Below are 23,479 nucleotides of genomic sequence, written 5' to 3'. Positions count from 1 at the left end.
TCCTACGCTTCCGCCAGCGCGGCGCGGGCGTCGGCGCGGACGCGCTCGATCATCGAGCGCAGGCCGTTGGAGCGCTGCGGCGTCAGGTGCTCGCGCAGGCCGAAACGGTCGAACAGCTCGATGGCGTCGGTGTCGAGGATCGCCCGCGCCGGCTGTCCGGAATAGAGCGCCACCAGCACGGCGATCAGCCCCTTGACGATGTGGGCGTCGCTGTCGCCGGTGAAGGTGAGGATCGGCTCCGGCCCCGGCTCGATCCGCGTCGACAGCCACACCTGGCTGGCGCAGCCCTGCACCTTGTTGGCGTCGGTGCGGGCCTCGGCCGGGAAGGGCGGCATCAGCCGTCCGAGCTCGATGAGATACCGGTAGCGGTCTTCCCAGTCGTCGAGCAGCGCGAAATTCTCGGTGATTTCATCAAGCGTCATGCACGACATATAGAGCGTCGCAGCCGCCGCGGGAACCGATTTGCCGTTGTGCCGGCCGCTGTGCCCGCCTGTTCCTTCCTTGTGCGATCACTCGTGCCGGCGCGGCGGCGGCGCATCCGGGGCGTGCCAGGGCACGCCGCGCTCGCTCGGCGCCAGCGTGTGGTCGGCATTGCCGGCATCGGCCGATTCGCGGATGCTGCCGGTGGTCGCCGGGTTGGCGCGGTTGGCGCTCTGGTCGCGCAGGAACTCATAGAGCATCTTGGCGGCCGCCTCCGCCTTGTCGGTCAGTGTGGCGGCGAAGCGGCTGGCGAACGCGCAGGCGTCCGGCTGGCGGGTGCAGAATCCCCGCGCGTCCTCGATGGCGGCCTGGGCGGCCGACATCGCATCGCCCGCCCCGACCGCCCCGGTGCGCGAGTCCGTGCCGCTGCCGGTCGGGATCAGCGCCAGCACCACCACCAGCAGCAACGTCGCTCTGAGCAGGAACCCCATTCAGGAACCCCGATTGTCCGTCCGCGCCGCGCACCCGGCCGGGCAACGACACGGCCCGCGCCCGGATGGCGAGGCCCAAGATCTAGCAGGGATTGGTTTCGATTTGCTCTTCATTGCGCCGCGCAATCGGTTCAAATCATCGGAGCGTTTTCTGCGAACTTGAATCGCAGTTGCGCCGTTTCGGCCGCCGGCCTCTCAGCAAATGGCGCGAGGCCGGCTGGGCATGGGTGATGCAGGGCTGCGGAGTCTTCACCCGTTATTCACCATGAACGCGAAAGCGCCAGCCTCAACGCATCGTTAGGGCTTCCAGAGTCTTTCCGGGCCGTCCGCTTAGGCTTCATTTAAGGGGCGGATGTCACGATGCCTCCCGTGAAAGCGCTTCTGCGCGGGGAGTTGCGTGCGTGCCGGTGTTCGAGCCGATCCGGACCTACATTGACGGGCTCGTGCACCCGAGTGTCCGTGCCGACGCTCTGGCTGCGGCCCGCCATCGCGCCTTCATCGGCAGCCATCTCGGCGCCGGGGTGGCGGCGCTGGCGCTGTTTCCGCTCTATCTCGCAATCCGCGGCGCGCCCGATGCGGCGGCGGTCGCAGCACTCGCTTGGCTGGCGAGCCCGCTGGCACTGGCGTGGTTCCTGTCGGCGAGCGGCCGGTTTGCTGCCGCCCATCTCGCCTCGGCCGCGGCCCATGCCGGCCTTGCCCTCACCATCGCTTCGGCCACCGGCGGCCCCGCCTCGCCGGCCCTGGTGTGGCTCGCGGTGATCCCGCTGCAGGCCTCGCTGTCTGGGAACCGGCGGGTGATGATCGGCGCGGGCGCGATCGCGCTTGTCGCGGCGCTCGGCCTGTTCGCAGCCGGCGCCCTCGGCCTCGTACCGCCGGCCGATGCATCGCCGCAAGGCGCGCTGATGCTGTTCGCAGTGCTGGCAGTGGTGGTCTACGGCACCCTGCTGGCGCTCGGCTCCGGCGCACTGATGGCCTCGGTGGAGCGGCTGCAGCACGTCCACGATGCGCGCTACCGCCTGCTCGCCGAGCACATGACGGACCTTGTCACCCGCCATGCGCCGAACGGCGCCGTCACCTTCGTCTCGCCGGCCGCCGAATCGCTGCTCGGCGTTGCGCCGTCCGAGCTTGCCGGCGACGGCCTGTTCGCCCGCGTCCATGTCGCCGACAGGCCCGCCTATCTCTCCGCGCTGAGCCGCGCCACCGCCGAGGGCGCGCCGGGTGCGGTCGAGTTCCGCCTGCGGCGCGGCAGCGCCGAAGACCTCGCCGAAGCCGGCCATGTGTGGGTGGAGATGCGCTGCCGGCCGGTCGAGGACGGCGTGCCGAACGGCACGCGCCGGCCGGTGGTGGCGGTGACCCGCGACATCTCCGAGCGCAAGCGGCAGGAGGAGACGCTCGAACTCGCCCGCTGCGAGGCCGAACGCGCCGACCGCGCCAAGACACGCTTCCTCGCCACCATGACGCACGAACTGCGCACGCCGCTCAACGCCATCATCGGCTTTGCCGAGATCCTGCTCAATGAACGCCGCATGCCGCTCGATGCACAGAAGCGCGGCGACTATGCCCGCTTGATCCACGAATCGGGGCATCACCTGCTCGGCGTGGTCAACGGCATCCTCGACGTCTCGCGCATCGAATCGGGCAAATTCGACGTGCTGGCCGAGCCGTTCGCGCTGAAGCCGGTGGTCGAGGGCTGCTGCGAGATGATGGCGCTGAAGGCGCAGGCGGCCGGGCTGTCGCTGTCGGCGGAGATCGACGCCGACCTGCCCGAGATCGTCGCCGACCGGCGCGCGCTGAAGCAGATCCTGATCAACCTCATCTCCAATGCGGTGAAGTTCACCAAGCCCGGCGGCACGGTGACGGTGCGCGCCGCGATCGAGGGCAGCGACGTGTGCCTCGCGGTCGCCGACACCGGCATCGGCATCGACGCCGCCGACCTGCCGCGCCTCGGCGCGCCGTTCTTCCAGTGCGGCTCGGCCTATGACCGGCCGTTCGAGGGCAGCGGGCTCGGCCTGTCGGTGGTCAAGGGCCTTGTCGAGCTGCACGGCGGCCGCCTCGAAATCGCCAGCCGGCTGGGCGAGGGTACGCTGGTCACCGTCCGGCTGCCGCGCGACGGCGAGTCGGCACGCCACCCGGCCCGGTCCGCGGCCGTGGTCACCCCGCTGCCGCGCCGCGCCCACCAGGAGGATGCTGCAGCCGGCGACGAGACCAGGGAGATTCGCAAGCGTGCGTAGCGAAATGGTCGAGGAAGGCTGGGGCAGTCCGGCCGATGAGCACACCCAGCGCGGCTTGATGCGCCGTGCGAGCGAGGCGCTCGGGCTGCGCCCGGCCGATGCCGTGGGGCTGGCGCTGATCGCGGTTGCGTCCGGCGCGGTCGCCGTCAACGCCCTGATGATGCAGAGCGGGCCGCACCCGGCGCCGATCGTCGCCGCCACCCCCAAGGCGGAGGCGTCGAAGGTCGCGTCCGGCGCCGCCGCGAAGGGGCAGGACTCGAAAAGTCTGGAGTCGAAGCTGCTCGACCCCAAGGCGCTGGCGGCAAAGGCCGTCCAGGGCGAGGCGACCGGCAGCTTGGCGCCGCTGCCGGTGGCCCGGCCGGTTGCCTTGAATGCCACCGCGTCGGTGGCGCCGCCGGCGGCGACGCCCGCCGCAAGGCCGCGCCAGCAGATCATCGCCGACCTGCAGCGCGAGCTGCAGCGCCACGGCCTCTATGACGGGCCGCCGGACGGCGTGCTCGGCCCCAAGACCGAGGCGGCGATCCGCGACATCGAGCTGGCGCTGGGCTGGCACGAATCGGGCGAGCCGACCGAGGCGCTGCTGGCGGCGCTGAAACACGCCGAGACCAAGCCGCCGCCGCGGCCGCCGCTGCCGGTGGTCGACACCCGCACCGTCGCCGTCCAGCGGGCGCTGGCCCGCCTCGGCTACGGGCCGGTGCGGCCGGACGGGCGCCCCGGCGGCGAGACCCGCGCCGCCGTCCAGCGCTTCGAGCGCGACCGCAATCTGCCGGTCACCGGCGAGATCAGCGACCGGCTGGTGCGCGAGCTCGCCGCGGTGAGCGGCATGCCGATCGAATGAGCCGCCTCAAGAGCGCGATCTGGGTTTCGGCCTATCTGCGGCGCTGCCAGATCGAGGGCGCCTATGCCGTGGTGCGCCGCCGCGGCTCGGAGGAGGCCGGCGCCGTCTTCGTCGAGGTCGACCGGCTCGACGGCCGCGTCGCGCTCTATGGCCCGGCGCCGCAAAGCGCGTTCGATGAGGCCGCGCCCGATCGCGCCTTCACGCCGCTGCACGCGGACGACACCATCGCCGCCGCCGAGGCGGACGCGATCCTGGCGCGCGAGCTGCGCTTCGATTCCGATCTGTGGATCGTGACGGTGGAGGACCGCGCCGGCCGCCACTTCCTGGAGCCGCTGGTGCCGCGCTGACGCGGTTTACCGCCGTAGCGTCGTGCGGGTTTCGGCCGGCAGGGACGGCGCGCCGCGCCGCGGCTCGAAGCTGTGGCGCCCGGTGCCGTCCGGCGAGGTCGCCGGCATGTGGCGTCCGCCGGGGCGCCGCGATTCGCGCCACAGCGCCGTCACCTCGCGCGCCTCGGCCACCGACAGCCGGCCGTAATATTCGGCGAGCTGGAATACCAGCGCTACCGAGCGGCCGATCGTGGGATCGAGAAACAGCATGATGCGCGAGAAGGCGTCGCTCGACATGCCGAGCGCCCGGCAGGCGATGGCCACCGGCTGGCCGCTGGGGTCGGCGACGATCTCCTCCGCCTTGCCGCGATCGAGCTCGAACACCCGGGCGAGCACGTCGATGAAGTCGTCGGTGCGCTTCTGCAGCGCCGCCTGCTCCAGCTCGGCCGCGGCGAACGCATAGTCCGCCGGGTTGGCCAGCGGCAGCGGCGCGCGCCGCCCGGCCGGCACCGCGGCGGGCGGGCTCGGCAGCCAGGGCAGCGGCGCCGCGGTCTCCGCGGGCTGGGCCGGATCCGGCTGGGAGAGATCGGGCTGGAGTTCGGGGGCGGCGTCGAGCCTTGGTGTGGGGCGGAGCGGGTCTCGCGCGGCGCTCTGCGAGCGGCCATATTCCAGCGCGACGAGGTGTTCCGCCACCGAAGCCGGCAGGTCCGGCCGCTTGGCGATGATCCGGCGGCGCTGATCGTCGAGCATGTCGGCGAGCTGGAGAAGATCGGCCTCGGCGAAATGCGCGCGTGCCAGCACCTGCTCGGCCACCGCGATGGTGTCGACGGCGAGCATCATCAGGATCTCGCGCGGCGCCTGCGGATAACGCGCGAGCTTCATCGCCACCGCGATTCGCGAGCCCTCGTCGACCGCTTCGAGCATGTGGCGCGCCAGTTCGGTGTAGCGCTCCACCTCGGCCGCGCTGTGGACCGGCTCGCCGACATAGAGATCGGTGATCACCCGCACGAGCGTTGGGCGAATGTCGACCCCCTCCTGCCGGGCGAGGGTGATGAGGCCGCGAATATTGGGCGTTCTGGTCGTCATGAAGCTCGGCTCAAGGGTCGTCTTTGCACGTCGTCTCTGCAGGCGGCCTTGCCGGCCGTGTCGGCGGGGCGACTCGGGCGGCGTGCTGGCGGGGACGACCCTATCGGCCGAGCATTTAACAGGCTGTTAACCTTACCGGCCCCTTAATCGGCCCGATCGAAGCCGGCCGGTCGCGACGGCGGACGCCGATACGGACGTCGATACGGCCATGGGGGAGAGGGGAATGGGCACGGTGCTCAGGTTTCCGGTGGAGCGGCTTTCGCCGCCGGCACCGAATAGCGCGCGCGCCTGCGACACAAATGCCGGCGCCGCGGGCGCCGAGGTGGTGATCCTGCCGGCGGTGCGCGTCGAGCGCCTGGGCGAGGCGGGCGGCCCTGCCCCGTGCATGCCGGCTGCCGATTGCCGGCCGTCGAGCCAGGCCGGCGTTTGGGGGCAGACGCGGCCATGACCCGTTCACCCATGACCCGCGCGCTCATGATCCGGTTTCGTTGCCGCCCGGCCGCTGCCGCGGGCCTGATCGCCACGCTGGCCGGCGGTTGCGCCCAGCTTGAGGGCGATTTCGCCCGGCCGCGCCCCAATGTCGTCCGCGACGACGTGCTGCCGGTGGTCGGCGGCGCCTTCGCCTCCGTGCGCGGCGAGCCGGTGTCGCTGGTCGCCATGACCGACGACGAGCGCCAGCTGCGCGACCGCGCCTACGCCTATCTGGCCCCGCCCGAGGGCTTCAAGTTCCTGAGCCTGCCGGTGGCCGAGCTGCGGGCGCCGCGCATCCTGCCCAACAACGGCCCGCTGGAGCCGGCGCCGGGCCTCTACACCCAGGCGCTGCTGACCTACCAGTTCCGCTCGACCACCGCCCGCTGGCAGCGGCTGATCGACGACATCCGCTCCGACCGCGACCGCATCGGCCCGTTCGTGCGGGTCGCCGCCCACGTCGCCGAGATGGATCGCATCCGCACCGAGAGCTTCCGCTTCGTGCAGGCGGTAAGCGACATGCAGCGCGAGCAGGTGATGGCGCGTGTCGAGGAGAACAAGATGCTGATCGACGCGGTGCGCTCGGCCCTCGCCCAGCGCATCGCGATCTACCGCGATGCTATGGAAAACCTGCTGGTGGCGCAGCCGGCGCCGATCGCCATGGAGGCCGAGCGCGCGCTCAAGTCGCTGCAGGAGCGGGCCGCCGATCCGGTGCTCGCGCTCATCACCCAGCCGCCGCCGACGGTGCCGCCGCCCGAGACCAAGGGCTATTTCCCGGGCTCGGACAAGCCGATCGTGCGCAAGGACTGAGACCAACGGCCCCAGACGCTGACGCGTGGGGCCGTTGCCTCTCGCGGATTTTCTTTTGGGAAATCAGAGATTTCGCGAAAATCCGCGACCGGAACCAACGGTCCGCGTTCGCGGCCGGGTACGAGACGTTTCCGGCCGATCGGTTCGCGAACGCCGCTGGACTGTCGCTCGCTTGTGTTTGCGCTCACCCGTCATTGCCGCGCGTCTGTCGTCGCCAAACGGGTTACGTCGCCAAACAGGTTGCGTCGCCAAACGGGCTGCGTCCGCGTGCGGACCTCGGGAGGGGCCGAAAAGCCGTTTGCCCGGCCGGAGAACGGCCCGGATCGGCGTCTTGGAGCGCTGGTGCGGTTCTGAATTACCGCTCCCGTTGCGGCCGAACGGCGCGCCAGCGCCTCAGGCGCTATAAAAAACATTATGTTATAGACACTTAGATAAAAATGCGTCAGGGGGATTGCCTTTTTTGCGGCGCACAGCCATATTGTTGCAGCGCGGTATTGCGGTCGCGTCGCAATACCGCTGCCCTCCTTGGGCGTTTCCTCCCTAGACTTGGGCCGCTCCGTTTACGGGGCGGCCTCTTTCTTTTTGGCGGACGCCACTGCGGCTCTGCAGGCCTGTTCTGTGCGCACGCCTCCCGCTCGAGCGGACCGCCGAGCGGAACCACTCTCGCACGAAACTGATAGCGCCGTATGCGAAAACCGCAAGCCTGATATCGCACGCATTCGCCGATTTGTGGTTGGTCGCGCGGGTGCGGTGCAACGTTGCGGCTGAGACCGATTCGCGTCTCCCGCGCCGGCCCGGCGCGAAGTCCTTGTCTCGGAAGGGCGTTTGCAGACCGCGGGGCGCGGCGCCGGCTGGCGGATCACTCCGCCGCCGCCGGAAAGGCGACGAGGTCGCGGTAGGGCATCTCGGCGAGCCGTCCCACCAGCACGTCGATATCGGCGCGCATGCGCGCAAAGCGCTCCGAGGGGCGGAACTGCGCCTCGTCGAGATAGAGCGCCCGGTTGATCTCGATCTGAATGGCGTGCAGCCCCATGGCCGGGGTGCCGTAGTGCTCGGTGATGAAGCCCCCGGCATAGGGCTTGTTGCGTGCCACGGTGTAGCCCAGCGCCCGCAGCGTGCCCTCCACCAGATCGACGATCAGCGGCGAGCAGCTCGTGCCGTAGCGGTCGCCGATCACTACGTCGGCCTTCGGCCGCTCCTCGCGGCACACCGCGCTCGACGGCATCGAGTGGCAGTCGATCAGCACGGCGATGCCGAACCGGCGGTGCAGGCGGCTGAGCACCCGGCGCAGCGTGCGGTGGTAGGGCATGTAATAGGCGTCGATGCGCGCCAGCGCCGCCTCGACCGGCAGGCGGCGGTCATAGATCTCGACGGCATCGCCGACCACGCGGGCGATGGTGCCGAGCCCGCCGACAACCCGCAGCGAGCGGGTATTGGCGTAGGGCGGCAGCCGGCCGTCGAACATCGCCGGGTCGAGCTCGTAGGGCTCGCGGTTGAGGTCGATGAAGGAGCGCGGAAAATGCGCCCGCAGGAACGGCATGGACAGCGCCCGCGCCCCCTCGAACAATTCGTCGACGAAGCTGTCCTCGGAGCGGCGCAGCGTGGCGAGCGACAGCCGGACGCTGGCGAGGAAATCGGGCGGGTAGGTGCGCCCGCTGTGGGGCGAACTGAACAGCACCGGCGCGGCGGGCGCGGCCGGCTCGATCAGGTCGAAAGGCGGGTCGATGTCGGCGATGATCGCGGTCACGGTGCTCGACCCCTGGGCGAAGGAGCATTGTTGACCGGCCGGCCCCCCTCGCTCAAGGGCTTTCCGCGCCGCCGCCAGGGCGATCGGTCCGTTGCAGGCGGGGGCCAGTCTGGCGGGTCCCTTTCCGGCAAGGTCCTTTCCGGCAAGTTCCTTTCTGGCAGGTCGGCCATGCCGCAGCCGCCGCACGATTGTGCGAGATTCCGGCGCGGCCCTAACCTCCCTTTTACCGAGACGTTCGTTTATGTAGGGAACGCAATGCCAGGACGGGGCGCGATGTCCAAGATCTTGCTCGCCGAAGACGACAACGACATGCGGCGCTTTCTGGTGAAGGCGCTGATGAATGCCGGCTACGAGGTGGTTTCGTTCGACAATGGCCTTTCGGCCTATCAACGGTTGCGTGAGGAGCCGTTCGAACTGCTTCTGACCGACATTGTGATGCCGGAGATGGACGGCATCGAGCTGGCGCGCCGCGCCACCGAGCTCGATCCCGACATCAAGGTGATGTTCATCACCGGCTTCGCTGCGGTGGCGCTGAATCCCGATTCGCGGGCGCCGCGCGACGCCAAGGTGCTGTCGAAGCCGTTCCACCTGCGCGACCTCGTCAACGAGGTTCAGCGCATGTTGCAGGCCGCGTAATGCACAGACCCGCTTGCAGCGGCGCTCCAGTGTCATTATAGGTCCTGCTCCCGCGGCCGAGTGATCGGCCGTCCGGTTCGGGCGCGTAGCTCAGCGGGAGAGCACTACGTTGACATCGTAGGGGTCACTGGTTCGATCCCAGTCGCGCCCACCATTCCCTGCCTGAACCTCAGCCGGAAAATCGCGAGAAGACTCAACGGGTCGGGCACGGTGAAGCGTGCGGTCCCGTGAGTCCTCTGCAGCCTCGAAAGCCCCTCGCAGACAAGCCAGTCACACTGGTGTCACAGCGAGGATGACATGGCGACGATCCGCAAGCGCGGCGACAAGTGGCAGGTGCAGGTCCGGAGGCAGGGGCATCCCCTCCTCACCCGCTCCTTCAACCAGAAGGCCGACGCGGTGGCCTGGGCGAGGCAGACCGAAACCAAGCTCGACAAGGACGGGCTGGTGGCCGACCCGTCAGCGATCAAACGGCTCACGATTTCGGACCTCGTGAAGCGGTACCTCGAAGAGGTGGTGCCGAGGAAACGCGGCGCGGCCGTCGAGACCATCATCCTTCGTGCTTTCCTGCGGACCTCTCTGGCCGACACGAGCCTGTCCAACGCGACCGCTCAGGGCTTCGCGCGGTATCGGGACGAGCGGTTGCAGAAGGTCAAGGCCAGCACCGTGCGCCGGGAGTTCGCGATCCTCAGTCATTGCTTCGAGACCGCCCGAAAGGAGTGGTCCCTTCCGATTCCCGTGAACCCGTTGAGGGCCGTGACGTTGCCCAGGAACCCGCTGCCGAGGGACCGGAGGCTGAACCAGGACGACCCCGACAAGCTGGACGTGGCGTTGGGGAAGACGAGGGTGTGGTGGCTCGGCCCGCTGGTCACCCTGGCCGTCGAGACTGGCATGCGCCGGGGCGAACTGGTGTCGATGAGGTGGTGCGACGTGGACCTGATCGCCCGCACCGTCTACCTCCCCATGACCAAGAACGGCCTGCCCAGGACCGTCCCTCTGACCCCCAAGGCCATCGAGACGCTGGAAGCCATACGCCCGATGCCGATGCGGCCGAGGGAGACGCCCAAGACCGCTGACCGGGTGTTCCCCGTCACCACGAATGCCGTCCGGTTGGCGTGGGGCAGATTGCGTGAGCGAGCCGGGTTGTCAGACCTCCACCTCCACGACCTGCGGCATGAAGCCGTGTCCCGGTTCTTCGAATATGGACTCACCGTCCCCGAGGTGGCGCTCATCAGCGGCCACCGCGATCCCCGGATGCTGAGCCGCTACACGCACTTGAAGGCCGAGAGCGTGGCGGAAAAGCTCGCTGGCGTCGCAGGGTGATTTCCTGCAGGCCGCGTAGTTGACGCTTGAAATGCGCCTGGGGTCGGCACCGGATGCCGGCCCCTCCTCCTCGCTTCCCGCCCAACGACTCGCAGATTCGCGAGGTTGGCCGCTGACGGCCACAGGCGGTTGGTGGAGTATTTGGGCGGTCAAGGATGAATGGCCGCCCTGGGGAATCTTGGAGTCAATCGCTGGCGATCCCGTGGTCTTCCGCCAGGAGCCTTCGGCTCATGGTGCGAAGCACCTTAGCTTCTCAAGCTTGCCGCTGCGCATGACGAGCTTGTAGAGGCCCGACTCGGAGACCAGTTCGGGGGCGATCCCGCATACCCTCAATCCGATTGAGCCTTTGCTCGTCCGCGCCGAGGGTCTGAATTCGTTTCAGTTCCTTTTCATCCACTGCGGCCCGCCAGGGGTGTACACGTGATGTAGCCCCTTCTCATCACGGCCACCCGGTAGGCCACCGGCTTGTCGCTGCGCATGATCGGCTGGGAGAGGCCCGGCTCGGAGATGGCCGCGATCTTCGAGGTGGTACCTGTGAAGAGACACCTGTCGAAGAGGCGTCCCTTCAGGAGAACGCGGCGCTCGTCTTCTGCGGTCCGCCAGGGGTAGGGATCATATCCTTACCCTTCTCATCCTCGCCGGCCAGCATGTAGCCGCCGGTCCCGCGGATCGCGGGCAGCACCTCGCGGGCCACTCAGTCCTGGAAGGGTCGGGCCACCGGCTTGTCGCTGCGCATGATGAGCCGGTAGAGGCCGGGCTCGGAGATAATGGCGGCCAGCTTACCACCACCCATCATCTGATGATGGTTCTTCTCGTCCGCCGGCAGGGGTGCCACGGCCTTGTAGGCGTGGACGATCCCCAACACCCGGCACACGTCGGCGGCCACGACCATCTTCTGAGGTCCGCCAGGGGTTGCGATCCGATCGCATCCCTTTTCATCAGCCAGAGGTCACGATCTGACAGGTATCCTTCTCGTCGGCCGCCACCTTCGATAGCGCGGTTCCTCAGTACGCAAAGGAAATTCCCCGGAGAAATTCGCGAGCACCCCCTCGTGGTTCCGCGGCCGGCGGCTTCCCCCCGTGCCCCCGGCTGGCGGCCGGCTGGTGGACTGACGTGGATGTGGCGAGGTCGAGGGCGGGGCCTCAGGTGGCCGCGTCCTCCCCGTCCTCCTCAGACCAGACGGACACCTCGACCCACCAGTCAGGTTGGTGGGTGCTCAGCAGCCCTTGAGGTCAGTCGTCGATGACTGGGGTGGCCGTGAGGTCGCTCACCCGTCGACGGGTGGATGACCTCCAGAAGGTGCCACCCGTCCATAAAGAGAAGGCCTCTTATGGGACGGTGGCACGTTCGAGGAGGGCATCGAGGAGGAGGTTATGTCCGCTGAGGTATACCCTCACGGACGATCGGTCATGCTGGCGTTTCTGCGTCCGTAAGGGTTGACTTCGGCCTACGGACAGACGAACCTGCGGACGTCGCCTCAACGGACATTTGAACCGACCATGGCTACCGTCCTCTATGCCCGCGTCTCCACCGCCGATCAGACCCTCGACCACCAGCGCTCCCAGGCCGAGGCCGCCGGCTTCCACCTCGACCACGTCGTCGCCGATCACGCCATCTCCGGCGTCAGCACCCGGCTGGTGGAGCGGCCGGAAGGGCGCCGGCTGTTCGACCTGCTGCGAGCCGGCGACACGCTGGTCGTCCGTTGGGTCGACCGCCTGGGGCGGAACTACGCCGACGTCTGCGACACCATCCGCGAGTTCATGCGGCGCGGCGTGGTGGTGCGCACCGTCATCAACGGCCTGACCTTCGACGGCGCCACCAAGGACCCGATGCAGCAGGCCGTCAGGGATGCGTTGATCGCGTTCATGGCGGCGACCGCGCAGGCCCAGGCCGAGGCCACCAGGGAGGCACAGCGGGCTGGCATCGAGCACGCCAGGGCCAAGGGTGACGGCTATCGCGGCCGCAAGCCGAGCTACACCCGCGCCCAGATGGCGGCGGTGCAGGACATGCTCGGCCAGTCGGTCGGCATTGCCGCCATCGCCAAGGCCACCGGGCTCAGCCGGCAGGCCATCTACCGCATCAAGGACGACCCGGCGGCGGCCGAGGCGGCGCTGGCCACCTGGGGGCTGTGACGGCTTCCTCCACGAGTACGTTCACGCCCAGATGCTTGGGCTCGCTCACAGGGTGAGAGCGTCGTATGGAGGCGCGAGCGGGTATGGGAAGCGATTCGTGCAAGCTTTCCAAAGAACCCCAAACATGTTGGACAACGAATGCCAAAAATTGAGGCCAAGCTGCAAGTGCGGTTTCCGGCCGACCGCGAAGGTTGAGTAGCGCGAATGTCATCGCGGCAACATGCCCCCCTCGTCCTTGTAAGCAACGAGGACGGTTCCCGGACACTGCCTCCCATCTCCGTTCAGTCCAACAAGCAAGCAGGCGGATACGATGAGGCTTGGGTCCGAGATCTTATTTTTCGCCATCCGGAGGCGATCCCGCTCCAGGAGATCGACCCATCCTATGGTCCGCTGATCCCGGTCTGCACCGAACTGGACACTCGCGCCGCTGGTTACGCTGACGCGCTGTTTGTGAACCCGCTCGGCATGCCGACGCTGGTGGAATGCAAGCTTTGGCGGAATCCCGAGGCGCGTCGCGAGGTCGTGGGGCAAATCATCGACTATGCCCGCGCAATCCGGCGCTGGACCTTCAGCGACCTGCAGCGTGAGGCGGCACGAGCGAGAGGGGAGCAGGGTTTCGACCTCGTCGAGCACATTCGAGGCCAAGGACACCCCGACCTAGACGAGGCTGCATTCGCGGACAACGTCAGCCTGAACCTCGCCAAAGGGCGAGTCATGCTCCTTGTCCTCGGCGACGGCATCCGCGAAGGCGTCGAGGCGATCGCCGACTACATTCAGAACACAGCTGCGCTTCAGTTCACCTTCGGATTGGTCGAGGCGCAGGTGTTCGATCTAGGAGAGGGGCGGCGGATCGTCCAGCCGCGGGTTCTCGCCAGGACGCTGATCGTGAACCGCACGGTCATCGATCTCGCCCGGCCTGACTTGGCTGTCTCTGAAGATGCAGAGGAGTCGGAAACCGATTTGCAGGCGCCGCGTGAGCTTGACGAACGCCAGCGGTGGATGAAGGCGTTCTGGACGGAACTGTTGGATGGGCTGAGGCTGGACGATGCAGAGCAGCCGCTTGCGAACGTTCGGGCCGCCGCCAACATTTTCTTCCCCCTGGCGCCTCGTTCAAACATTTGGATCACCTGCTATTTCCTCGAATCAGGGAGCCGAATGGGTGTGTTTCTGGCCTCAAGAAAAAACTCGCCTTTAGCGCAAGAGATTGTGCGAAAGCTCGCCGAAGAGCGTGAGCAGATTGAGCGTGAGATTGGTATTCCCATGGGATGGCCGACTTCGGCCGCCGGTAAGATAGAGCCGTACAGCTTTAAAGAGTTCAGACCGCTGCGGGACGATCGTTTCAGGCGGGAGCAATTGGAGTGGTTCCGGAAGGCCATCAACTCGTACGTCAATGCCTTTCGGCCGCGTGTCGCCAATCTCGTTCGAGAGATTGCCGATAACTCGGGTGCCGTCCAATCCTGAAAGCTGGAAACCAAGATGTTTTGGTTTCAGAGTAGCCCTGAATGATAATTCAGCGGCTGACAGTTCCTACGCGCTATTGAACGAAGACAGAATGCGGGCGCCCTGGCATCCTTGCGCGGCTTTTCCTGAAGCCGCGCACACCTGCCACCCCCTGTTCTGCTTTGTTCGGCTGACGTGACGCCTCGGGTCCACCGCGACCACCCCCGCCACCTTGGCCCGCATCACCACCATTCCCGAACCCTTCGCGCAGAGCCGGCGCCTCGGCCGCCTGCGCCCAACCACGGAGATTCCCATGGACACCACCCGGCTGCCCTTTCGGCCGCATGCCCAGCCGCCCGCTCGATGGCGACGATGACGAGGTCGGCCCCTCGACGCCGGCCGCCCCACGAAGGCGACCGCCTGACCCTGCGGGCCAGCGAAACCGACATGGCCAACTTGATGACTCTCTACGAGCACCTGCGGGTGACGAAGCCGTTCATCGACCGCTCGGGTTGCCTGCGCCACGCGCTCCAGGTCGCTGCCGACGAAGCCCGCAAGGCGAGCGGCTCGCGATGATCCCGGCCTTCGCGCTGCACCCGGCGCTGGCCGAGCTGCTGATCCTCGGCGCTGCCGTCACCTTGGCGCGGTGCCTGGGCTGAGCCCGGCGCCCTCCACCTCGACCACCATCACCACGGCCTCGTTCGGCATGCCGCCGGGCGGGGCCTTTTCGTTCCCAAGGACAAGGAGACCTCACCCGTGCTCGTCACAGCACGCCCGTCCGATCTGTCGCAGATCAAATCCAACCTGCTCGGCACCACCTTCACCGTGCCGGAGTTCGACCCCACGTCAGCGCCAGCCGTCACCCCGCGCGGCATCTTCGTCGACCTCGATACCCTCACCACGCCGGCCATCACGCTGACCAAGCTGCGCCTCGCCGCCTTCGGCTCGAAGCTGTCGGTGGAGCACGAGGAAGCCATCGCCCGGCTCATCAGCCGCTTCACACTCCAGGCCAATGGCGAGCAGCGCGGACGATACGCCGTCGCCATGCCGTGCGGCACCGGCAAGACCCTGGCGCTGGTGTGCTGGTGCGCCACGCTGGTCCGCTCCAGGTTGCCGTACTCGGTGCTGATCTGCGCCAGCAAGGTCGATGAACTCGTCGCCATTCGCCGTCAGCTCAAGGAGGTCGGCGTTGCCGATGACGAGGTCGGCCTCGTCCACTCGCTGGGCTACGACCGCGCCGACCCCACCGACCTCCGCCGGCCGACCGACGACAACGACCAGCGCCGCATCCTCCTTGTCACCCATGCCCGTGTGAAGGGCGGCGGGCTCGATGCCAGCGTCATCCGGTTCCGCGGCAAGCGCCGCTCCGTGGTGGTCTGGGACGAGTCGCTGATCGTGTCGGCGGCGCAGAGCGTCGAGCTTGCGAGCCTGCTGCCGGCGGTCGACTGGCTGCTCAAGCGGGACGCGCTCACCGGCACCGAGAACGAGGACCGCGCCCGGCTCCGCGACTATCTGGAGCGGGCTGTCGCGATCATCGAGGCCGAGCAGCGCCGGTTGGCGAAATCGACGAAGCCGAAGCCGCGAACGATCCACATGCCGCTGATGCACGAGGACGGCCGCACCGCGTTCAAGGCCGCGCTGCCGAACATCGTCACCGTCGAGCCGATCCGCACCTTCCTCGACATGGCGAGCGAGCCGCTGCGCCTGCTTGGTGTTCGCCAGGGCCACGGCGGCGTCATCCGCTACGACCTCGCGGTGCCGACCGACCTCGACAACGTCGTGATCCTCGACGCCTCGACGCCAATCCGGACGCTGGTGGATGCCGACAGGACCATCAAGGCGGACGACTGGTTCCCCGGCCGCACCATCAAGACCTACGGCGACGTCACCATCCGCTGGTGGAAGCGGGCTGGTGGGCGGGAGGCGATGGAGAGGGAGTTCGCCAAGCCGCGGGACCAGCGCACCGTCTCGCGGGAGATCGTCAAGGCCGTGAAGTCCATCCCCACGAACGAGGCCGTGCTCGTCTTCACCCACAAGCCGCACAAGCGACAGCCGGACATCGGCGCCACGCTGAGGGCCGACCTCAAGGCGGCGGGCATCGACGTGGACGCGGTGCTGCCGGACGGCTTCCCGCGGTTCTCGTGGGCCACCTTCGGCCGCGAGACGGCCACCAGCGAGTGGGTCCGGTGCCGACACGTCTTCCTCGTCGGCGCCATGTACCGCAGCGACCTCGACCTCGGGGCCGCCCTCGTCGGCCAGCGGGACGACCTGACGGCGGCGGTGTCGGGGACGGAGATCAGGGAGGCGCAGCACTCCGAGATCGCCCACTCGGTGCTGCAGGCGGTCAACCGGGCGGCATGCCGGACCACGCTCGATGGCAAGGCCGCGCCCACCACCGCCCACCTCATCCTCTACGACCGCGAGCCCCTCGACCTCGTGGCCTCCGTGATGCCGGGCCTCCGCATCGAGGACTGGGAGACGGAGACCGGACAGGAGGGGATGAAGACAGAGGCGGTGAAGCTGGCCATCGTCGCCTACCTGTCGGCCCTGCCCGAGGGCGCCGACAGCGTGACCCTCGTGGCCCTGAAGAAGGTCATCACGGCCGATCTGGAGGTCAACCTCAGCAACAAGTCTTGGCAGGTGGCGCGGGATCGGGCATGCGTCGAGGCCGGGTGGCAAGTCGAGGGACGACGGCTGGTCCGCAATTAATGCCTCTCCTTTATTAGAGACGTTTGGGGAGGAGCATTAGTTGGCCGACGCTCGCCCTCGGGGCTCGCCCTCCTCTTGCTGATCCCTTCCATGTTGGAGGCGTCTTCTCTGGCGATCCGCCGGTTCCGCCCAGGTCCTGGTGTCGGAGCCGGCGGGGCCTCCAGAAGAGCGCCGGCCATGAGGATGGTGTCGGGGAGGAGGATGACGAACCCGGCGCCACCTTCGGGGCCACCGTCCACGTCAACGCCGAGACCAGCAAGATGCCCCGGACGGCGCACCGAAGCTCGACCCCAGACCCGCAGGGCTGACCATCCCGCCCACATCCTCACCTTGTCCGAAACCCCATCCGGCGGGCCGCGCAATCCACCCGTAGTCAGGGTGTGGGGCGGATGGTGGGAGGTAGCTCGCGTAACAGATCGCTTCTGCGACAAGTTTGCGTTCCAGGACGGTCATTTCGACGGCGATGGCCCAACAAGTGACGTTCCCCACGAAGAGGTTCTTTGTCGAGAAATTGAGCCGCGCCCCTTCTGCGCCGCCACTGGATGCAATGACGGAAACCCAAACTCTGACGGTTGAGTTGGAATTTAATGTCGTGTGCCTTATGACTTCTGACAGCAAGAATGGGCTTAGGGCGGTAAGACAAAATGGCAGCGACACAACAGGACCTCATTGTCCGCGGCGAGCAAGTGGAAAGGGTCTTCATCAACTTTCGGGACGACAAATACGTCGTAAATAGGAGGTATCAGCGTAAGCTAATTTGGACCATGGAGGAGAAGCAGAGCTTTATCGACTCCATAATTAGAGGGTTTCCCGTCCCTATAATTTTGCTCGCCGAGCCTATAGGACGGCAGGACGGCACGCTCGAGATCATTGATGGGATGCAACGCATGAACGCCATCACATCGTTCATCGGGAACGAATTCGCGGTTGATGGCGGTTACTTCGATCTGAACACTTTCGCTACGACGAAGGATTTACTTGATCGCAATGTGATCGAGCAAAAGACACCGATCCTCCAACGGGAACGATGCCTTGCGGTCGCATCCTACCCGGTTCCGCTGTCAATCTACGAGGCAGCGCATGGCGAGTCGGTCGAGGAGGTCTTCCGGCGCATCAACTCCGGCGGTCGCAAACTCTCTCGGCAGGAGCTTCGGGCAGCAGGTGCGACCGATGCGTTCGCAGAGTGCGTCCGGCAGATTTCTGCGCGAGTGCGCGGCGATACCTCGAACTCCGACCTGCTTCCTCTCAGTGAGATGAGCAAGATCAGCATCACGAACAGGGACCTTGACTACGGGATCAGCGCAGACGGCGTCTTCTGGGTCGCCAACGGAATCCTGACGAAGGAACAACTGCGTCAGAGCCGCGACGAGGAATTGGTCGCCGATCTCGTTGCTTACATGATCTCGGACGAACCCGTGGCCTCACGCACGGAACTCTTTGATGACTACTACGGCGCATCATTTCCGATGACGAGCAGTAGCAAGGCGCGGTTTGACGCAATCGATCAGGCCATTAGAAAGCGAAGCCCGGAACTCGTCGACTTTGACTATCAACGTGTGCAGGATGCCCTGGCCCTGCTGCTAGGACAGGCCAAGACGACATTTTCCGGATTGATCTTTCCCTCCGGAAATGGCGGCAACCCGGTACCCCGCTATTTTCAGGCCGTCTTCCTCGCTCTTCACGACTTGATCGTCAAGAAGAGCATGGTGGTGTCAAACAGCGCGGGCCTCATCGCGCGGTTGACGGATTGCGGGAGGAATATAGACATTCAAGACGGCGGCAGATGGGGCGCGGAGAACCGCAGCAAGACTGTCGATTCAGTAGTCGGCTGGATCCAGGGCTTCTTCGAAGAAGACAAGAACCCGGATCCGGCAAAGGTCCATTGGGTCACCAAGTTCCAGAATCTGCTAACTAACTCGCTGACTGAACAAGCAGCCTACGATTTTAAGCAGGGCTTTTATACTCTCAAGCAGTCCCCGACCTTCGATGAAGGCTCATTCGACAAGATCATGGAAACCTGCGCTGCCATCGCTAATATTGGCAAGGGCCACAAGGGCTACGTGCTCGTCGGCGTTGCTGAGAATGCACAGACTGCGGCGAGAGTGCAGGAAATTTTCGGTATCAAGCCGCTGTCGTTCGGTGGATTTTACGTGACCGGAGTGGATCACGAGGCGAAATATGCTAATAAGACTCTTGATCATATGTTTCAGGACATAACTAATCGTGTAGGACGCTCCGCACTCTCGGAGCCGCTAAAGTCTTACGTGAACTCTCACCTAAAGTGCGTTCAGTACTACGATAAGACGATCTTTGTTTTCGAGATACTCGGTCAAAACCAACCCTCCCATTGGAATGGGAAATGGCCAGAGCGGCAGGGCAATCAGGTTAATGATGTTCCTCCGGAGCGCCTGGGCGCGCTGTTCGAACGCTTTAAGTGACGGCATCGCCAGAGGGCATTGGAGGGCGTGGCGGCCACCAGATGCGCCGTTACTGCTCCATGCGAGCCTGAAAGGCGATATTCCGCAATCGTCCCCGAATCCGTCACTGGGTGCAGCGCGGCGCAAAAATGCCCCACACCCCCGCTGTGGGTGTGGGCGACCCGCGATGCCCGCGCTCTTGCGGCGGAGGCGCTCGAGACCTCGGCACCCTCCAGGGCGAGTCCCTGCCGCGCTTAACCGTCCTTGGGATGCTCTCCCGCAAAGACCTCCCTGAGAATTTCTCAGGGTTACAAAAGCGGTTAGCTCGGCCGCTGACATTCGACTTCAACGCCCTGATCGATGGGCTCAACGTGACCCACAAGGTGCGGGTCGTGAGTATCGACGGCAAGCCGTGGTTCGTGGCCGGCGACGTTCGCCGGGTTCTAGGCATTGCCCAGGCCGGCTCCAACTTCGCGTTCCTGGCTGAGGATGAGCGGCGACAGATGCCGAGAGGAATTTCCTCTGGGAAGGGGATGACTCAAGCACTGCTCCTTTCCGAGAGTGGTCTCTACAAGTTCGTCATGCGCAGCACGAAGCCGGTGGCCAAGCCGTTCCAGGACTGGGTGACCCGCGAGGTGCTGCCCGCGTTCGCGAGACCGGCGGCTACATGCTGGCCGGCGAGGACCGCTCGAAGATCCGCGAGGGACGACGGAGTTCATGCCGCCTTACCCCTCGGTCTGACGTAGGGGTTACGGGCAAGGGTGGCCCGGTCTCGCTGATCTCCGAGCCCGGCCTCTATCCGTTGATCATGCGCAGCGACAAGCCGGTGGCCAAGAAGCTCCGCGACTGGGTGACCGGCACGGTTCTGCCGGCGATCCGCAAGCGGCCAACCTCAGAAAAATTCAGGTTGTTCAGATGGGGCTTCTGTCACTTCCTGTCACACTGGTGTCACAGCGGCGGCAGGTTTCGAGAGGCATTCTGCGCTCTCTTGCGGCGACAACCGGCTTGCCACGGGCGCCGAGAGCGGCTACCGTGATTCTCGTAAACGCTTGATCTAACAGGGGTTATCGAGTGATCGGCCGTCCGGTTCGGGCGCGTAGCTCAGCGGGAGAGCACTACGTTGACATCGTAGGGGTCACTGGTTCGATCCCAGTCGCGCCCACCATTCCCTGCCTGAACCTCAGCCGGAAAATCGCGAGAAGACTCAACGGGTCGGGCACGGTGAAGCGTGCTGCCCCGGGGCTCGCCATGGCGTTGCGCCCGCGCGCGGGCAAGCCAGCCGCGCCGGTGTCACAACGGGGATGGCGCCGATGCCCGCGCTCGTCGCGGGCATCCACGACTTGAAATGCCTTTTGGAACAAAGACGTGGATGGCCGGGACAAGCCCGGCCATGAGGCGGCGGACAGGGCCAAGAGCCGGCTGTTGTGTCAAACGATTCGCCGGCCCCCGGCCGCATCGTCAGGCGAAGTCGAAGCTGGCGAGGAGGAGCGACGACGTCTCCACATTCGCCAGCGTCAGCGTGTTGTCCGCGTCGAGGGTGATGACGGTATCGGCCCCGACCTGACTTGCGGCCGCCAGCACGGCGTCAAAATCGGCGAACAGATCCGAATCGAATCGGATCACATCGTCACCGACCGTGAAGTCGGTGATCCTGTCGGCGCCGAACCCGGCCGCGAACACGAACGTATCCATCCCCGCGCTGCCGGTCAGGATGTCCGCCCCGCCGCCGCCGATCAGCGTGTCGTTGCCCGCCCCGCCATTGAGCAAATTGGCGCCGGCATTGCCGGCGATCGTGTTGTCGAGCGCGTTGCCGGTGCCGTTGATGTTGGCGGTCCCCGTCAGGACAAGGTTTTCCAGATTGGCGCCCAGCATGTGGCTGACGCTGGCCTCCACCGTGTCGGTGCCCTGGCCCACCAGCTCCGTCACCACGTCCTTGGCGTTGTCGACCACATAAAGGTCGTCGCCCAGGCCGCCGGCCATGGTGTCGGCGCCCGCGCCGCCATCCAGCCGGTTGTTGCCGTCATTGCCGGTGATCTTGTTGGCCAGGGCGTTGCCGGTGCCATTGATGTTGCCTGAACCGGTCAGCGTCAGGTTCTCGACATTGGCGCCGAGCATGAAGCTCACCGACGCCAGCACGGTGTCGGTGCCCTGCTTCGCAAGCTCGGTGACGGTGTCGCCGGCATTGTCGACGACATAGGTGTCGTTGCCGGCGCCGCCCGCCATCGTGTCGGCACCGGCGCCGCCGTCGATGCGGTTGGCCTTCTTGTCGCCGGTCAGCGTATCGGCGAAGGCCGAGCCGAGAATGTTCTCGAACCCGCCGAGCCTGTCGGTACCGGCGCCGCCGGTGTCCTGCGCGGTGGTGATGGCAAGGCTCACCGTCACCGCGCCCGCGGCATCGGCGTAGGAGACGGTGTCGATCCCCGCGCCGCCCGCCAGCGTGTCGTTGCCGGCGCCGCCCTCGATGACATTGGCCGCGGCATTGCCGGTGATGACATTGTCGAGGCCGTTGCCGTTGCCGTCGATCGCCGCCTTCCCGGTCAGCGTCAGATTCTCGACATTGGCGCCGAGCGTGAAGCTCACCGATGCCTTCACCGTGTCGGTGCCGGCGCCCGCCGCTTCGCGCACGGTGTCGCCGAGATTATCGACGATATAGGTGTCGTTGCCGGCGCCGCCGGCCAGCGCGTCTGCGCCCGCCCCGCCGTCGAGCACATTGGCGCCGTCATTGCCGGTGATCGTGTTGTCGAGCGCGTTGCCCGTGCCCTTGATGGCGGCGCTGCCGGTCAGGACGAGGTTTTCCAGATTGGCGCCCAGCATGTGGCTGACGCTGGCCTCCACCGTGTCGGTGCCCTGGCCCGCGAGCTCCGTCACCACGTCCTTGGCGTTGTCGACCACATAAAGGTCGTCACCCAGGCCGCCGGCCATGGTGTCGGCGCCAGCCCCGCCATCCAGCCGGTTGTTGCCGTCGTTGCCGGTGATCCTGTTGGCCAGGGCGTTGCCGGTGCCATTGATGTTGCCCGTGCCGGTCAGCACCAGATTTTCGACATTGCCGCCGAGCGCGAAGCTCACCGACGCCAGCACCAAATCGGTGCCCTGCTTCGCGAGTTCGGTGACGGTGTCGCCGGCATTGTCGACGATGTAGGTGTCGTTGCCTGCGCCGCCCGCCATGGCGTCGGCGCCCGCGCCGCCATCGATGCGGGTGGCCGCGGCATTGCCGGCGATGACATTGTCGAGGTCGTTGCCGGTGCCGTCGATCGCAGCATTGCCGATCAGCGTCAGGTTCTCGAGATTGGCGCCGAGCACGTAGCTCACCGACGCCTTCACCGTGTCGGTGCCGGCATCGGCCTCCTCGATGAGGGTGTCGCCGCCGTCGGTGATGTAGGTGTCGTCGCCGAGCCCGCCGGCCAGCGTGAAGGCGCCGTTGCGGCCGTCGAGGACATCGTCGTTCGACGAGCTGAACCGGTTGTCGGCATAGTCGATCCCGGCCAGGTCGAGTTCGGCGACATAGATTCCCACCCCGGCCGCGGCGGCCTTGGCGTAGACGTCGGCGATCTTGCCGGCGTTGCCGGCGACATATTCAATGTCGATCACCGGCTTGCCCGCAGCGGTGGCGAGATGCAGATATTCGAGCATGTACTCGGTATCTTCGGCGGAGATCTGCGAGCTGCCGTCGAAATCGTAGAACAGATTCTCCTTGAGCATGCCGTCGATGGCGTCGAGATAGGTCTCGTCGGTCAGCAGTTCCTCGGCGCCATTGACCCAGATCTGGAAGTCCGCATCCAGGGACTTGGCATAGGCCGACAGCGCCTCGACAAGGGTCTTCATCGCCCCGGCGGCGTCGCCGCCCGGGGCGTTGGCCTGCGCCCAGTCGGTCTGATACTCATCGACGACGTCGAAATAGGCGCCGTCATAGCCGGCCTCGATGAGTTTGGTGACCTCGGTCTTGGCGACCTCCAGCCAGTCCGCCGTCCAGTAGGCGACCTCGTAGCAGCCCGGCCATTGCGGGTCGGCCGGCCCCACCGCAGTCTCCGGAATGGACGAATAGTAGCTGCGATAGTCTTCCACCTCGCCCAGGCTGAAATAGCCCAGGACGAGCCCGCTGCCGGCGGTCATTGTCGCAACCTGCTCGGCGGTGAAGGCCGTGCCGTGATCATCGCAGGTTTCGACGACCTTGACGTCGACGGGTGCAGCGGCGATCTCAGTCGGAGAAACGTCCTGAAGAACATATATGCCGGTCAATGCCATTGGGTTCACCCTCAAAATGAACGCGGAATTTCAATCTTGCGTCTGTAGATCAAAAATATTTTCTTGCGATGACCGGCGATCATCGCATTTGCATAGAAACCCGCCGATTTTCTCCATCCGGTCACGGCATCCGTCGGTCGCGTCCCGTCCCGCGCCGTGATGCGCA

General features: G+C 66.3%; 19 protein-coding genes, 2 tRNA genes and 1 pseudogene. 16 read left to right on the top strand and 6 right to left on the bottom strand.

All coding sequences use genetic code 11. The annotated features are described in order from the left end of the window. Positions 1-2: 2 nt before the first annotated feature. Positions 3-422 (bottom strand): SufE family protein, encoded by a 420-nt coding sequence (locus BLTE_RS13725; protein WP_126401228.1) that lies wholly within the window; start codon positions 420-422, stop codon positions 3-5. Positions 423-509: 87 nt separating this feature from the next. Further along, entirely contained in the window at positions 510-911 is a 402-nt protein-coding gene (locus BLTE_RS13720; RefSeq protein ID WP_126401227.1) for a DUF5330 domain-containing protein, read from the bottom strand. A 401-nt stretch (positions 912-1,312) separates the two neighbouring features. Here BLTE_RS13720 and BLTE_RS13715 point away from each other — a divergent pair, with 401 nt between their 5' ends. The 3 genes from BLTE_RS13715 to BLTE_RS13705 are packed head-to-tail and all read left to right on the top strand — an operon-like array spanning position 1,313 to position 4,327. After that, positions 1,313-3,142 (top strand): PAS domain-containing sensor histidine kinase, encoded by a 1,830-nt coding sequence (locus BLTE_RS13715; RefSeq protein ID WP_126401226.1) that lies wholly within the window; start codon positions 1,313-1,315, stop codon positions 3,140-3,142. Next, a complete protein-coding gene (locus tag BLTE_RS18605) occupies positions 3,135-3,980 on the top strand; it encodes a peptidoglycan-binding domain-containing protein (RefSeq protein ID WP_244599997.1) in 846 nt (281 codons plus the stop codon). The genes BLTE_RS13715 and BLTE_RS18605 overlap by 8 nt, the downstream gene beginning before the upstream one ends. Further along, positions 3,977-4,327, top strand: coding sequence for a DUF1491 family protein (locus tag BLTE_RS13705; protein WP_126401225.1), 351 nt, complete (start codon positions 3,977-3,979; stop codon positions 4,325-4,327). Before BLTE_RS18605 ends, BLTE_RS13705 begins: the two co-directional genes overlap by 4 nt. A gap of 6 nt (positions 4,328-4,333) precedes the next feature. Here the strand turns inward: BLTE_RS13705 and BLTE_RS13700 are convergent, their stop codons facing one another. Next, the gene (locus tag BLTE_RS13700; RefSeq protein WP_126401224.1) at positions 4,334-5,392 is read right to left on the bottom strand and encodes a DUF2336 domain-containing protein; all 1,059 of its coding nucleotides are present in this window, start codon (positions 5,390-5,392) and stop codon (positions 4,334-4,336) included. Positions 5,393-5,615: 223 nt separating this feature from the next. Here BLTE_RS13700 and BLTE_RS13695 point away from each other — a divergent pair, with 223 nt between their 5' ends. Then, positions 5,616-5,840, top strand: a complete 225-nt coding sequence (locus tag BLTE_RS13695) for a hypothetical protein (RefSeq protein ID WP_126401223.1) — start codon at positions 5,616-5,618, stop codon at positions 5,838-5,840. Then, a complete protein-coding gene (locus tag BLTE_RS13690; RefSeq protein ID WP_126401222.1) occupies positions 5,837-6,670 on the top strand; it encodes a hypothetical protein in 834 nt (277 codons plus the stop codon). Before BLTE_RS13695 ends, BLTE_RS13690 begins: the two co-directional genes overlap by 4 nt. 859 nt (positions 6,671-7,529) lie before the next feature. Here BLTE_RS13690 and BLTE_RS13685 read toward each other — a convergent pair. Beyond that, positions 7,530-8,417 (bottom strand): N-formylglutamate amidohydrolase, encoded by an 888-nt coding sequence (locus tag BLTE_RS13685; protein ID WP_126401221.1) that lies wholly within the window; start codon positions 8,415-8,417, stop codon positions 7,530-7,532. A 273-nt stretch (positions 8,418-8,690) separates the two neighbouring features. Between BLTE_RS13685 and cpdR the strand changes: the two genes are divergently transcribed. The 3 genes from cpdR to BLTE_RS13670 all read left to right on the top strand — a co-directional run bounded on the left by cpdR (position 8,691) and on the right by BLTE_RS13670 (position 10,373). Further along, on the top strand, positions 8,691-9,053 hold the full coding sequence (gene cpdR, locus BLTE_RS13680; RefSeq protein WP_126401220.1) for a cell cycle two-component system response regulator CpdR: 363 nt from the start codon (positions 8,691-8,693) through the stop codon (positions 9,051-9,053). A gap of 79 nt (positions 9,054-9,132) precedes the next feature. Continuing rightward, a tRNA-Val gene (locus BLTE_RS13675) sits at positions 9,133-9,207 on the top strand. Positions 9,208-9,350: 143 nt separating this feature from the next. Continuing rightward, positions 9,351-10,373: a tyrosine-type recombinase/integrase gene (locus BLTE_RS13670; RefSeq protein WP_126401219.1), complete on the top strand. Its 1,023-nt coding sequence runs from the start codon at positions 9,351-9,353 to the stop codon at positions 10,371-10,373. A 694-nt stretch (positions 10,374-11,067) separates the two neighbouring features. On the opposite strand, the gene BLTE_RS13665 is transcribed toward BLTE_RS13670, so the two are convergent. Next, positions 11,068-11,259, bottom strand: coding sequence for a BRO-N domain-containing protein (locus tag BLTE_RS13665; RefSeq protein ID WP_160140618.1), 192 nt, complete (start codon positions 11,257-11,259; stop codon positions 11,068-11,070). A 613-nt stretch (positions 11,260-11,872) separates the two neighbouring features. Between BLTE_RS13665 and BLTE_RS13660 the strand changes: the two genes are divergently transcribed. The 8 genes and pseudogenes from BLTE_RS13660 to BLTE_RS13630 all read left to right on the top strand — a co-directional run bounded on the left by BLTE_RS13660 (position 11,873) and on the right by BLTE_RS13630 (position 20,236). After that, a complete protein-coding gene (locus BLTE_RS13660) occupies positions 11,873-12,505 on the top strand; it encodes a recombinase family protein (protein WP_126401217.1) in 633 nt (210 codons plus the stop codon). A gap of 204 nt (positions 12,506-12,709) precedes the next feature. Further along, the gene (locus tag BLTE_RS13655) at positions 12,710-13,966 is read left to right on the top strand and encodes a DUF4268 domain-containing protein (protein WP_126401216.1); all 1,257 of its coding nucleotides are present in this window, start codon (positions 12,710-12,712) and stop codon (positions 13,964-13,966) included. A gap of 426 nt (positions 13,967-14,392) precedes the next feature. After that, the gene (locus BLTE_RS18705; protein WP_280177354.1) at positions 14,393-14,521 is read left to right on the top strand and encodes a hypothetical protein; all 129 of its coding nucleotides are present in this window, start codon (positions 14,393-14,395) and stop codon (positions 14,519-14,521) included. 180 nt (positions 14,522-14,701) lie between these two features. Then, positions 14,702-16,654 carry a DEAD/DEAH box helicase family protein gene (locus BLTE_RS13650; RefSeq protein ID WP_126401215.1) on the top strand — a complete coding sequence of 651 codons (1,953 nt, stop codon included), beginning with the start codon at positions 14,702-14,704 and terminating at the stop codon, positions 16,652-16,654. A 764-nt stretch (positions 16,655-17,418) separates the two neighbouring features. Further along, positions 17,419-19,092: a DUF262 domain-containing protein gene (locus BLTE_RS13645; protein WP_197723237.1), complete on the top strand. Its 1,674-nt coding sequence runs from the start codon at positions 17,419-17,421 to the stop codon at positions 19,090-19,092. Positions 19,093-19,340: 248 nt separating this feature from the next. After that, the gene (locus BLTE_RS18145) at positions 19,341-19,817 is read left to right on the top strand and encodes a BRO-N domain-containing protein (RefSeq protein ID WP_244599996.1); all 477 of its coding nucleotides are present in this window, start codon (positions 19,341-19,343) and stop codon (positions 19,815-19,817) included. Between the two features lie 29 nt (positions 19,818-19,846). Further along, a pseudogene (locus BLTE_RS18600) lies at positions 19,847-19,954 on the top strand (BRO-N domain-containing protein); the annotation flags it as partial. A 207-nt stretch (positions 19,955-20,161) separates the two neighbouring features. Then, a tRNA-Val gene (locus BLTE_RS13630) sits at positions 20,162-20,236 on the top strand. Positions 20,237-20,529: 293 nt separating this feature from the next. Here the strand turns inward: BLTE_RS13630 and BLTE_RS13625 are convergent. Further along, entirely contained in the window at positions 20,530-23,313 is a 2,784-nt protein-coding gene (locus tag BLTE_RS13625; RefSeq protein ID WP_244600232.1) for an endo alpha-1,4 polygalactosaminidase, read from the bottom strand. Positions 23,314-23,479 lie beyond the last annotated feature (166 nt).

It is taken from the genome of Blastochloris tepida, from assembly GCF_003966715.1.
GTDB lineage: Bacteria > Pseudomonadota > Alphaproteobacteria > Rhizobiales > Xanthobacteraceae > Blastochloris > Blastochloris tepida.
Note: the sequence above shows the minus strand (reverse complement) of the source record. Positions and strands in the feature narration are given on the sequence as shown.